This is a genomic window from Lysinibacillus sp. IITD104 (assembly GCF_036698265.2).
GTDB classification, from domain to species: Bacteria; Bacillota; Bacilli; order Bacillales_A; family Planococcaceae; genus Lysinibacillus; species Lysinibacillus boronitolerans.
The window spans coordinates 1,221,509-1,234,262 of sequence record NZ_JBAHYH020000001.1 but is presented as its reverse complement, the minus strand read 5'-3'; the positions used below and the strand labels follow the sequence as shown (position 1 = coordinate 1,234,262).

The 12,754-nt window shown below is 36.9% G+C and carries 12 protein-coding genes; 3 read left to right on the top strand and 9 right to left on the bottom strand.

What is annotated here, in order from left to right; genetic code table 11:
* Window positions 1-2: 2 nt before the first annotated feature.
* Window positions 3-1,079, bottom strand: coding sequence for a M42 family metallopeptidase (locus V1L66_RS06315; protein ID WP_036078412.1), 1,077 nt, complete (start codon window positions 1,077-1,079; stop codon window positions 3-5).
* Between the two features lie 165 nt (window positions 1,080-1,244).
* On the opposite strand from V1L66_RS06315, the gene V1L66_RS06310 reads away from it, so the two are divergent.
* The gene (locus V1L66_RS06310; protein ID WP_016991778.1) at window positions 1,245-1,559 is read left to right on the top strand and encodes a hypothetical protein; all 315 of its coding nucleotides are present in this window, start codon (window positions 1,245-1,247) and stop codon (window positions 1,557-1,559) included.
* 52 nt (window positions 1,560-1,611) lie between these two features.
* Here the strand turns inward: V1L66_RS06310 and V1L66_RS06305 are convergent, their stop codons facing one another.
* From V1L66_RS06305 to pepV, 7 genes are all read right to left on the bottom strand, one after another.
* Window positions 1,612-2,838, bottom strand: a complete 1,227-nt coding sequence (locus V1L66_RS06305) for a hypothetical protein (protein WP_016991779.1) — start codon at window positions 2,836-2,838, stop codon at window positions 1,612-1,614.
* 127 nt (window positions 2,839-2,965) lie between these two features.
* Window positions 2,966-3,829 (bottom strand): MBL fold metallo-hydrolase, encoded by an 864-nt coding sequence (locus V1L66_RS06300; protein WP_016991780.1) that lies wholly within the window; start codon window positions 3,827-3,829, stop codon window positions 2,966-2,968.
* A gap of 11 nt (window positions 3,830-3,840) precedes the next feature.
* Complete coding sequence (trmB, locus tag V1L66_RS06295) at window positions 3,841-4,491, bottom strand: tRNA (guanosine(46)-N7)-methyltransferase TrmB (protein ID WP_016991781.1); 651 nt, start codon at window positions 4,489-4,491, stop codon at window positions 3,841-3,843.
* 97 nt (window positions 4,492-4,588) lie between these two features.
* On the bottom strand, window positions 4,589-5,518 hold the full coding sequence (locus V1L66_RS06290; protein WP_333005435.1) for a diacylglycerol kinase family protein: 930 nt from the start codon (window positions 5,516-5,518) through the stop codon (window positions 4,589-4,591).
* A gap of 2 nt (window positions 5,519-5,520) precedes the next feature.
* Entirely contained in the window at window positions 5,521-6,525 is a 1,005-nt protein-coding gene (locus V1L66_RS06285) for a nuclease-related domain-containing protein (protein WP_036078419.1), read from the bottom strand.
* Between the two features lie 222 nt (window positions 6,526-6,747).
* Window positions 6,748-7,602 carry a D-amino-acid transaminase gene (dat, locus tag V1L66_RS06280; protein ID WP_048393484.1) on the bottom strand — a complete coding sequence of 285 codons (855 nt, stop codon included), beginning with the start codon at window positions 7,600-7,602 and terminating at the stop codon, window positions 6,748-6,750.
* A gap of 27 nt (window positions 7,603-7,629) precedes the next feature.
* Complete coding sequence (gene pepV / locus V1L66_RS06275; RefSeq protein ID WP_333005432.1) at window positions 7,630-9,036, bottom strand: dipeptidase PepV; 1,407 nt, start codon at window positions 9,034-9,036, stop codon at window positions 7,630-7,632.
* A 358-nt stretch (window positions 9,037-9,394) separates the two neighbouring features.
* On the opposite strand from pepV, the gene V1L66_RS06270 reads away from it, so the two are divergent.
* Window positions 9,395-9,616 (top strand): DeoR family transcriptional regulator, encoded by a 222-nt coding sequence (locus tag V1L66_RS06270; RefSeq protein WP_004226074.1) that lies wholly within the window; start codon window positions 9,395-9,397, stop codon window positions 9,614-9,616.
* A 353-nt stretch (window positions 9,617-9,969) separates the two neighbouring features.
* Window positions 9,970-11,139, top strand: a complete 1,170-nt coding sequence (locus V1L66_RS06265; RefSeq protein WP_333005428.1) for an MFS transporter — start codon at window positions 9,970-9,972, stop codon at window positions 11,137-11,139.
* 60 nt (window positions 11,140-11,199) lie between these two features.
* On the opposite strand, the gene V1L66_RS06260 is transcribed toward V1L66_RS06265, so the two are convergent.
* Window positions 11,200-12,717 carry a diguanylate cyclase gene (locus tag V1L66_RS06260; protein WP_333005426.1) on the bottom strand — a complete coding sequence of 506 codons (1,518 nt, stop codon included), beginning with the start codon at window positions 12,715-12,717 and terminating at the stop codon, window positions 11,200-11,202.
* Between the last annotated feature and the right edge of the window lie 37 nt (window positions 12,718-12,754).

The window sequence follows — 12,754 nt, the reverse complement described above, 5'->3', positions numbered from 1 at the left end:
TCTTATACATTAGCGTGAATTGTCTCTAATGTCGAACGATCTGCTTTTTTCACTAATTCTACAATTAATGCTTTTGCAGCAGCATAATCATCAATGTGAATAATTGACGCTGATGTATGAATATAACGTGAGCATACACCAATAACTGCACTTGGAACGCCATCGTTTGCCGTATGCACTCGACCAGCGTCTGTTCCACCTTGGGAGACAAAGTATTGATAAGGGATATGATTTGATTCGGCCGTATCTAAAATAAATTCACGCATACCACGATGTGTAACCATTGTACGATCTAAAATACGAAGTAAAGTGCCTTTGCCGAGCTGTCCAAATTGACTTTTTTCACCTGACATATCATTGGCAGGAGAAGCATCTAGTGCAAAGAATAAATCTGGTTTAATCATGTTTGCTGATACTTGTGCACCACGTAAGCCAACTTCCTCCATCACATTTGCACCTGAGTATAAATGTGAAGCTAATTTTTCGTGCTGTACTTCTTTCATTAATTCAATCGCTAGGCCACAGCCATAGCGGTTATCCCAAGCTTTAGCCATAATTTTCTTCGGATTTGCCATTGGTGTGAATGGACAAATTGGAATGATGGATTGTCCAGGACGAACACCCATAGACATAGCATCTTCTTTATTATCAGCACCAACATCGATAAGCATATTTTTTATATCCATTGGCTTCGCTCGTTCTGCATCTGTTAATAAATGTGGTGGGATGGATGAAACAACACCAGGAATTGCCCCATTTTTCGTATATACTTCTACTCGCTGTGCAAGCATAACCTGATTCCACCAGCCGCCCAATGTTTGAAAACGGATCATTCCATTATCTGTGATAGAAGTAACCATAAATGCTACCTCATCCATATGACCAGCAACTAATATTTTCGGTGCATCCACAACATCACTGTGCTTAACACCAAAAATACCCCCTAAATTATCTTGAACGATTTCATCCGAGTACTTTTCTAACTCAGAACGCATGAACGCGCGTACTGCGTGTTCATTACCCGGAGCGCCTGGTAATTCTGTTAATGTTTTAAATAATTGTAATGTTTCCTCATTCATGATGACTCTCTCCCCACGAAGTAGAATATTCTTCCTTGCCTATTGTAACACAATTATTTCCGAATTCGAAATATTGATACATTTCCTAAATCTGCTTAATTGTGAACGTGCATTCACTCTATAGGCTATGCTAAAATAAAGGTATAGAAAAAGGAGGAAAAAAGTATGAAATTACGTGATTTTTTAATTGGTGTCGCAACTGGCTTAGCTGCCGCAGTCATTATTAAAGAAGCTAGTGAAAAAGTTTCTCCGTTCGTACCTGCAGGACAAGTACTTGAAAACATAAAAAGAGAATTTAAAAAGGATTCACCGATTGATGGTTCTTGGATTTTTATGAAAACTGAAGATTTCACAAACGGTATTATTACTATCCCAGTATATCGCGGAGGGATTTCGCGTATGCATGAAGGTAAGATGCAGACATTCGAATTTGCTGCCGATGCACGCTCTGGTGTTGTCGTGGAGCTAACAGAAGTTTAATTATGTATATACAAGAAAAGCCATCCCATGAATTGGAGATGGCTTTTCTATGTTATTCAGATAAACCTTTATTATTAAAGTACTTTTTATACTTACGATAATAATTTAAATTATTAAGTGTTAGTTTCACCCAACGCTTCGCATTCATATCCTCATTAAAGTAAAGAGAATTTGTGTATTTCCCTTCACTAATTAATTTTTTTGCCTCTAGTTTGAGCTTTTCATTCGATGCATATTTGAACAATACACCTTTAGGAATAATCATCCATAAATGCTTGTCCTGCACATATGTGACATCTTGCTCGATATTTAACATATGGTCATCCGCTACATACTTCATTAAGTTATGACCACTTGCCGTTACATAATAGCTAGAACGTCCATTACGTAAATTGATTTCAAAAAGTTTATATTGCTTGTCTCGAATATCAAATTTCATATCAAAATTCGCAAAACCTGTATAGCCGATATCCTCTAGGAAGAAACGTACTTGATCCATTAATTCTTTATCATAGGTTGTCACGATGGCTGCATAACTTCCGATTCCTTCAGGAGAATGTTCTTCTAGAATAGGATTACCGAGACACATCAGCTTCACTTTTCCATCCTTCCCTACATAGGCATTTAACACACGCATATAGGAATCGTCCCCAGGAATAAATTCTTGAATAATCATTGTATCCTGATAAGTCGAGCTATAAATAGCTTTTAATATAGCCGTTTTTTCCGCTTCATCATGAGCAACAAATACTTTTTTCTTCCCAGGGAATTTACAAGCCCAATACTCTACTGAGTTTGAAGCCTTTAAAATAATCGGGTAAGCAAATGGTGGTGTAAAGTTTTCATAGTTATCAGCTGTCACCGTTGTTGTACCTGGATATTTAAAATTATATTGATCACACATTTTATAGAAATTTTCTTTCAATAAAATTTCATCCATCAACGATTCATCGATATACGGTACGGTAAAATGCTCTTGTAACGCTGGCTTATTTTTGATAATCAGCTTAGCATAATCGTCCCCACATGCTAAAAGTAATAGTTTTTTATCAGCATATTTTTTTGCAACTTCTGCAAGGGCAGGTGCAAAAACATCTTGTTCATTTAAACGGTCTATTTCTTGAAATTGTAGGATATGGCTATCTTGTGTTGCTGTTAAATGAGAACGTCCTAAGACAAGTGGTTTAATACCGTATGCTTCATAAAACGCACGTGCCATACCATATGCATTCATATCTGATCCAAGTAAAACGGGTAAAAATGGTTGTTCAGTTGCCATGTTTATTTCAACTCTCTTTTGTATTTTAGTATCGTGTTAAGTGTATCATATTTTCTATCCTGTTCACGAACAAAAACGCGAGGTATTGACATTTTATATGCCAACTACCTCGCCTTAGCTTGCTCTATTAAAATGTAATAACAGCTTGTCTACTACGCTCTAGTTTATCCACAATCTCTTTGCCTGACTCATCCCATCGAATCATACGATAATAAGCATCGTGATAGAAAATAAAGCCATAGTTATTTGCAAGGGCTTCTTTCATCAGTCGCTCTTTTGCAAATACACTTGTCATTGGATAATCGTCATAGGCTAATACCCACAATGGATTTTGATGAGCATGAGTCGGCATAATATCTGCCATATGCAATAACACTTCATCATTTTGCGTTAGCTTGATGACAGCATGTCCCTCACTATGACCACCAGTATGAATCATTTCGATTCCAGGTACTACTTCCAATGACCCTTCGTAGGTTTCAACTAAATGCTGAACTGGTTCCCAATTTTCTTTCCAATAAGTATTTTTAGAACGGATATTTGGGTTACGCATTTCATCCCATTCAATTTGTGTTACAAAAATTTTGGCATTTGGGAAAGTTGGTACAAGTACATCCCCTTCCCACTGCGTTAAACCACCAGCATGATCAAAATGTAAATGCGTCATTAATACTGCATCAATATCTGATGTCGTTAATCCTAACTCTTGTAAGCTATCTGCTAACGAAGATTCTTCTGTTACACCAAAGTTTCGAAGCTGCTTTTCATTTAATTTGTTAAAGCCTACACCCGTATCAATGAGGTAGTTTTTGCCCTCATATTGAATAAGGATAGGTTCTGTTGGTAATTCAATTTGATTTTTTTCATTGACTGGATATTTGCGAGACCAAAGTGGCTTTGGTACAACACCAAACATCGCACCACCATCTAGGCATGTAACACCCCCGTTTAGCCATGATAATGACATATTGTGAAACTGTAACTGATCCATCCATACTCCCCCTACAATTTAGTGATAAATTGCGATTCTAAGCGATAAATCGGCTGCCCTTTTGCAGAAAACTTCTCTTCATATTCTGTCATCACATTATCCTCTGGCATATTTGCATGTAGGTCGAGAGATACATACTTTAATAACATCCCATATTCAGACATACTGATTAAAGAATACTCGAACAGACCTCGGTTATCCGTTTTAAAATGGACTTCCCCGTTATCCACTAAAATCGACTCATATAATTTCAAAAAATCCCCGTGCGTTAAACGTCTTTTTGCATGTCGTGTTTTTGGCCAAGGATCTGAGAAATTCAGGTATACACGTGATACATCGTTTTTGTCAAAGAATTTATATAAATCTGCGCCATTTACTTTTAGCAAACGTAAATTCGCTGGAGACTTTGCCTCTAACACTTTTTCTAATGCACAAACAATCACACTATCATAAAGTTCAATGCCGATATAATTGATCGTAGGATTTTGCAAAGCCATACCAGTCACAAATTGTCCTTTTCCAGAGCCTACTTCAATATGGATAGGGTTGTCATTGCCGAAAACAGCCTGCCAATTTCCTTTAAAGTCTTCAGGATTTGGAATAATCACCTCTGGGTGATCTGTAATCATTTCCTCTGCCCAAGGCTTATTTCTTAATCTCAATGTTGTTCCTCATTTCTTTCCTGTGAAATTATTGATTTTTTAATAGTATAACGTATTCCCTTATAATTCGCATGAAATTATTGCACAATGATATTTTTTATGAATCCTTGACAATAACCTGCCAAGCATTTTGTTGTATTGTACAGTGAATATTTGTCCCTTGATTGACAATGCCAATATAATTACCATCCGCATGATAGTCAACCTTATTTGCTACGATAAGATCAAAGTCCTGCCCCTGTAAAAAAGTAACTTCTTTAAATTTTGTATGCTTTTCAAAAAAGACAGTGACAAATACAAGTAATAATTTGATACGTGAAATACCATGTACAATCGTTATATCAACTTTACCATCATCCGCTTTTGCGGCAGGTGATATTTTCATGCCTCCTCCAAAATAAGGTTGATTACTCATCGCCACAAACCATGTCTGCTGAAATTGCCATTCATGTTCCCCTGAACGTATCATTACATCAAAGCGTTCAAAGCGAAATAATCCTCTAATTACAGCGACAGCATACGAAAGTTTCCCTAGCCCAATCTTATTGAGATAAAACTTAAGACGAGAAGTGTTAATTGATTTTGTCACATATGCATCGAAGCCTATGCCAGCATTATTAACAAATATTTCTGTTCGTTGATTACCAATCTGAACGATCCCTGCATCCATTCTCGCATTAGCCAAGGTAGTTTTTACATAATCCTCGATTTGCTGGGCATTGGAAAAGGTGTGAAAATAACGTGCAAAGTCATTACCAGAGCCAGCACGAACTACACCAATTATGATGTATTTATTATGTATAACACCACTAACTACTTCATGAATGGTGCCATCACCACCAACAACAACAAGCAATTTCTTCTCTTGTTGCTGGTGTGCCCATTGTTGAGCGATTTCCTGTCCATGTCCTGCATATTCAGTAAAAGCCACTTGATAAGGAATCGTGAGTTGCTGTTGAAGTTGCAGCCAAACCTTTTTCCCTTTTCCATTTCCTGCGGCCTCATTGACAATAAATAGAGTGTTCATAATCAGTCCTCTGTTGGCTGTGGAGCTTGCTGCCAAATATCTCGGTTAAAGGAGGTCGTTTGGACTGTATTTAAAATGGTCTGTGCAGCTCGGATTTGCATATGCTTCATAGGGGAGGAAACTTTTCTTAAATGCTCTATCCATTCATGGTAATTTCGACGATCAACAAAGCGAACCCCAAATGGTGAACCAGGATAATCAAAATACCCATTACGAGATAGCACAACCTTACGGATGGGCATATCAATATCCTCCTGTTTAAATAATTGTGACAGTACCGATTCCATCCGCCCTAAGTTAATTGTTGGATTCAAAACTTTAGAATCCTTCGTCCCTACTTTTTTAATCCAGAAGCGATCACTGCCACCTACATATACAGCTTGATTTTCAGCCTCTAAGACCGTAATACAAATACACTCTGTCGGCGACATTAACACTACATCTAGCTCTATAGGGGCTTTTCTAATTTGTAGTATCGGATAATAAAACAATAGATAATTATCTGGCAATGTTTGCAATAACATACGAAGCAAGGAGTCACGCATAAAACGAGGATCTACATATGATTTTTCTCGTAATGTTGAACTGGCCCATTTCATTTGAAAATGAAAAAATTGATCAATAAACATTCGTTTTAGCTCATGAATGGATTGTGGTGCATAGACAATTTTAGGTTCAAATGTGAGCGTCGTTTCTTCTTCAGGAATTATATCCTCATCACTAACAAGCTCATTTGATATTTCTACTTCTTCAACATCCTCCGTTGCTTCCTTTTGTCTTCCAGCAAACAATTTTTTTATGAAAGAAAAACGTTCTTTTTCCTCGTAAGCCTCCGCTTCTGCCTCATTATCAACATGTTGCCACTCGCTAATATCTTCTCCCAATTCCCACTGTCGTTTAATGCGCTCCCATTGGTTTTTCTTTAGGCGTACAAATTGTGTTGGGTATCTCGCTAAATCAATTTGATAACGTGAAATATAATCTTGTAATTTCACTAATTGTGCCATGTAAAGGTCACTCCATTCTTACTCACCATATCTATAGTTCTCTTTTTATCTTGATTGCTTTGGTAGAAAAGAGGCATTGTATTCAATACATCGACAATTATTCTACATATTTCAATCTGTAAAATTATTCATTACTATCCTTCTTATTTTACATGACGACACTAAACATTACATCCATAAAAAAAGAGAACTACCTATCGATAGCTCTCTTAAATAGTTCTTTTATTTTGTATTCAAAGAAAGTGGTAATTTCGCTTCAAAAGCTTGTTGCAATTTACGCGTCCATTCACCTGGCACTCCAGTACCGATTTGGTTGCCATCCACATCAATAACAGGTGTAACCTCAGAAGATACAGACGATACAATGATTTCATCCATTGTTAATAAATCAGCTTTTGTCATTGGTTCTTCAACGACAGGCAAACTAATCTCCTCTGCACATTTTAAAATGACCTGACGTGTAATGCCGTTTAAAATGAAGTTATTTGCTGGGTGTGTATAAAGCTTACCGTCTTTAATCCCATAAACATTTGCGGATGAGCATTCTGTTACGATATCCCCGCGATGTAAAATAGCTTCGTAGCAGCCCTTTTCAGCCGCCTCTTGTTTTGCTAATACTGCACCAAGTAAGTTTAAAGATTTGATATCACAGCGCAACCAACGAATATCCTCTACAAACGTAGCCTTAACCCCTTTTTCAAAGTTTTCATATGCACGTTCACCAGCTTTTACATTACCCGTTAATACAGCTGGAACACTTGCATCCGGGAAAACGTGATTACGTGAATTGGCACCACGTGTGATTTGGAAATAAACATGCCCTGTGTCTAGATTATTTTTTTCAATGAGCTCATGTAATAATTTGTGTAAAACGTCTTTTGTATAAGGAATAACAAGACGAATTTTTTCGGCGCTTGCATAGAAACGATCAATATGCTCTTGTGCTGTAAACATATTTCCGTTATAAACTTTGATTACTTCATAAATGCCGTCACCAAATTGATAGCCTCTATCTTCGGGTGATACCGCAATGGATCCTTCTTCAACAATTTGATCATTCCATAATGAATATGCCATGTTTTGTTCATCCTTTTCGTCTTTGAGTTATTTTTTTCCTGCAAGTTCAACAATTGCTTCAGCATAAATTGCCGCTGCCTTTACGAGGTTTTCAACGACAACAAACTCATCTGCTCGATGCGCTACATCTGGCTCCCCTGGGAACAGCATGCCAAACGCCACGCCTTTTTTCATCACACGTGCATACGTCCCACCACCAGTTGATAATAAAGGTGTTTCTGTATCTCCCGTTTGACGTCTATAGATAGCTACTAATGTCTGGATGAATGGATCATCCTCGCTGACATAATGAGGCTTAGAATCGTCTTGTATATCTAGAGAAAACCCTTTTTCTACGGTTAAGCGTTGTGCTGCTGTTATTTTTTCATCGAATGGATAGGAAACAGAATAGCGCATACTAATTACTAAACTACCGCCTTTATGGACATCATAGCTTACGATCCCTGGATTTAATGTTGTTTGTCCTGACATTGTATCCTCAAACTGCAAATCGAGCTGACTACCATAATGATCCTGATAAAAAACATCTGCAATAAAGTCGACAAATTGTTTACTTGCTTCTGTCGTCAACTCTTGTTGTAAAAATGCTGCAAGATAAACAGCTGCATTGACACCTTTATCTGGTTCCATTGCATGGGCTGCTTTACCTTTGATAGTTATTATATAGCGAGACTCCTCCATTAATAAAGAGCCTTCTAGCTGATTTTTGCTTAAAAATGTTTGAAAATTCTGTTCGAATGATGCTGTTACATGCTGAATCGTTGCTTTTGCAAAATCAGGTACCATATTTGGACGCTTTCCTGCATTAAATAATAGTAGTTGTTCTTTCGTTGCATCACCTACTTTATTTTGAGAGAACACAAGCTCTGCAATGCCTTTTTCTGCATTGATGAGCGGGAAATCCGCATCTGGCGCAAAACCAATAGTCGGCATTTCCTCCTGTTTAAAATAGTGGTCGACACAGCGGAATCCTGTTTCTTCGTCTGTCCCAATGATCATTCGTACTCTTTTTTCTAATGGAATACCTGCATCTTTCACAAGTTTCATGGCCATCCATGCCGCAATCGTAGGCCCTTTATCGTCAATCGCACCACGTGCAAATAATTTACCATCAGCTACTGTTCCGCTGAATGGAGGGTATGTCCAATCTGCTTCTTCTCCAATCGGAACAACATCAACATGACATAAAATACCAAGTAAATCTTCACCAGTTCCCATTTCAATATGCCCAGCATAATTATCAACATTTTTCGTGAGTAGGCCTTCATTTTGGCCTTTTGCTAGTAACCATTCAAGCGCTTGAAGTGGACCCTCTCCAAAAGGTACTTCAGTAGTTATTGTATTCTCATCGAGCACACTATTAATTTGCACAAGCTCCTGTAACTCTTGTATTAATTCATCTTGCCTTTCTCTTGCAGCTTGTAACCAATCCATACCATGTACCTCCTTCAAAGTATTAACATAATTCTACACCTTACAACATATATGACAATCAGCTTTCTGACAACTATTTTTCAGTCACTTCTACTGCCACTACCATATATAGCATGTTTTTCACCTATTCCCACAAAATACAGTATAAATTTTTTATATCAATTGTAAATTTCTCTTGCATTCACTAGAAAATCAAGTAGTTTTTCTATATAATAAAGTTATCAGAATAATTGTTCTGACTATAAAATTAGAAAAGGGGATGTCTAAGGCAGCTACTTATTAGCCTAAGTGCACTCCGCACATATTGTCGTCCGCTAGTCTTTGCCAAGAGAATTAAGATGAAGGAGTGGTTCATTTAATGAAACCAACTACTGATCGAATGCTTAATCGTATTAAAGACGTGTACATGTTTATTTTAGACAAAGGAACCGTGTCTACACAGGATTTAGTCGAAGAGTTTAGTATCACTCCTCGCACCGTTCAAAGAGATTTGAACGTGTTAGCCTTTAACGATTTGGTGACGAGTCCAAGTCGAGGCAGATGGACAACGACGAAGAAAAAAGTAAAATTAACGTCTTAGTTTTACGTTTTGTACGTAAAGCATTGTGTATGGAAAAAGAATGACCTTTTCGTCGGGGTCATTCTTTTTTGTCATTAGAAGATTATTAGATTTTTTCCCACTTTACTTACTGACTTCTATAGGGGGAGAGTGAGTTCATCTATCTGATAAAGCGATCATTTACATATTCCTTCCGCTCACCTACCAGAGCATTCACTTTTGCCCTACAATCTGTGCTTCACATTTTAGCAGAGCGACAAAAATATACGCGCCATTATCTGCGTTGTTCTCGTTCAAGATTATTTTGACTATTTACAGTTGCTTAACAATCCGTTAAACTCGAAACATTCTAAATGTTGAGAGGAGGATTTTCTATGACTTTGTCGAAGTTGTTTCATCCATTAGTTTGGATTATTTTAGGTGGAACAATCTTTACGCGTATTGCAAGTTTTATGGCAATGCCTTTTTTAGCTATTTATTTACATAATGAAATTCAAGCCTCTCCATTACAAATTGGATTGACAATTGGTATCGCGCCACTCATCTCCACAGTAGGTGGATTTTTCGGGGGTTATCTAACCGATCGTTTTGGTAGAAAAAGCGTTATTCTATTAACAATTATTGTTTGGAGTCTTGTGTTCTTTGGCTTCTCAACGGTTCATGTTGTTTGGCTATTTATCCTATTCAATGCTTTGAATGGACTTTGTCGTTCATTTTTTGAACCTTCTACACAGGCATTGATGATTGATTTTACACCTGCTGATAAACGAAAAAGACTATTTTCCTTACGTTACACAGCCATCAATATTGCAGCGGTTATTGGTCCTATTATTGGCGTGTATATCTCACAGCTATCCAGTCCAAGTATCCCTTTTATGCTGACAGGGCTTATGTATATTATTTACGCTGTTTTTTTATTTTTTGTGTTAAATCGCTATCAAATGCAGCAACCCAAAGCGGTTACACAAACAAAGATACTCAGTACATTCACAATTCTTTTGACAAATCGTGTGCTGCTTAGCTTCATATTGGGAGCCATTTTAATCAATATCGGTTACTCGCAATTTGACTCAACGCTACCACAAATTATCGAATTAAAAATTGATGAGGGTGCAAAACTTTATTCGTTATTAATCTCTCTCAATGCAGCAGTTGTGTTACTACTACAATTACCAATTAGTATAATATCAGAGCGTTTTTCATCTACAGCAACATTAGTAGTAGGTGTACTGTTCTTTGCTATTGGACTATTTATGTTTGGATTCTCCACTAATTATACGCTCTATATCATTGGCATGATTATATTTACCATAGGTGAAATCTTTGCCTTCCCTACGATGAACGTCATGATTGATGAAATTGCGCCAGATACTCAAAAGGCAACCTATTTAGGCGCTGCGCAATTTAAAAATTTAGGTGGCTTTATTGGCCCAATAATAGGCGGTTGGCTATTGACTCATTATATGAATGCGATGTTTCCTGTCATCGCTGTACTTGTTTTATGTAGTTGTATCTTTTATAGAACCAAAACAGCAGCTCATTAATAAACGCCCCATTTCTATCAAAATAGCTAATGCTGCTATCGATAAAATGGGGCGTTTTTTTTAACTATTATAGCCTTCGTCAGCAGCGACCTCTGCATAACTAGAGTATTGATCCTTACCAGCATTTTTCGATTGATACAGCGCTTTATCGGCCCGTTCAAATAAGCTCATTTCTGTATCTTCAGCATGGTTATAAATGGCTCCACCCATGCTTACAGATAATACAGACCATTTCTCGCTAGCATGGTCATCATACTTAACGGACCTTATTTGAGTCAAAATGGCCTCTGCCATGTGCTGCATCTTTTCCTCTGTTGTATCGTATAAAACAATGGCAAATTCATCCCCACCGAAGCGTACGACAAAGCCACTTTGTTTCACAACACGCTTTAAAATTCTCGCTGTTTCAACGAGGATATGATCTCCTTCTACATGCCCAAATTGATCATTCACTTGTTTAAAGTTATCCAAATCAATTAACAATAAACCCGGCACATTTATTTTTCTTTTTCTTAATAAATTATCAATTTTCCTGATATATGTAGCACGATTATAGACCCCAGTTAACGGATCGAAGGTAGCTAGCTGTATTGTTTTAGATAGAATTTTATTAATGACTAGCAACATAATAAACGATGTTAGTAAGGCGATGAACAGTAAGCTCCAAAATTGTTTTGAATTTTTTTGGAGTGCTTCCATTTTAGTGATATTGATAAATTTCACATAGACAATTCTTTTGGAAGACTCCCCTCTCACTGTCTCTGCTTCATAGGGCAGAAAACGATGGGTTTCTATATAACCATTGTCTAAAACCTTTTCATACTCCACTGGCTCCATTGTTTTCTTTGCCAGCTCGAAGTATTTTTGAAATTTCTTAGATTGCTCCTGTACAGTGATTCTCTTCGATCTCGAATCATTAAAGAAAACGCCTCCTGCATTAATTGCTTGCACATCCACTAAATCAATATATTTACCAATTAAGTACTGTGCAGTTTTCTCAAAATTAAAGGTTTGGAAGACAGGATCATTTAGTAGGTCTATACCTAACTCAAGCAAATATTTCTTATCATGTGTTGCCAGATAGCCAAATTTTCTATATTCTCCTGTTGATGTTGAAATATCAATTCCATCTGTAAAAAATTCGCCACTAGCGCGCCGTTCATCCAATAAAGCAGAAAAACGTTGACAGCAACGCGAGAAATCCAAGCCAATATCTTTGGTAAAAGTCGTGTAAACCACTGTATTAGATTGATCCACTATGTAAATATCCATACCATGTTTCTTTTTCATTTGCTGTAAATCCCAAGTAGCTATATTAGGATTTTCATGGTAATAGTTTTTTAACTGTCTAAGCTCCTGTTCCATTTTATCTGAAATATTATTATCAAAATAAAAATGGGCATTATCGACAGTTTGCATATCTGTCAAAATATGATTTTCAATTAATATTTTATTCATGCTCACTTGCTTTTCTATCTCTGTTACCAGTATTTGTCGGTTTACATATGAAATAACAGCAACAAGTATGACTGCAAATGCTATTAAAGATAGTAATAATTTAATACGCAGGTTCTTCATTTAATTGTCCTCTAATTATTTATACCATCGTCTTTTC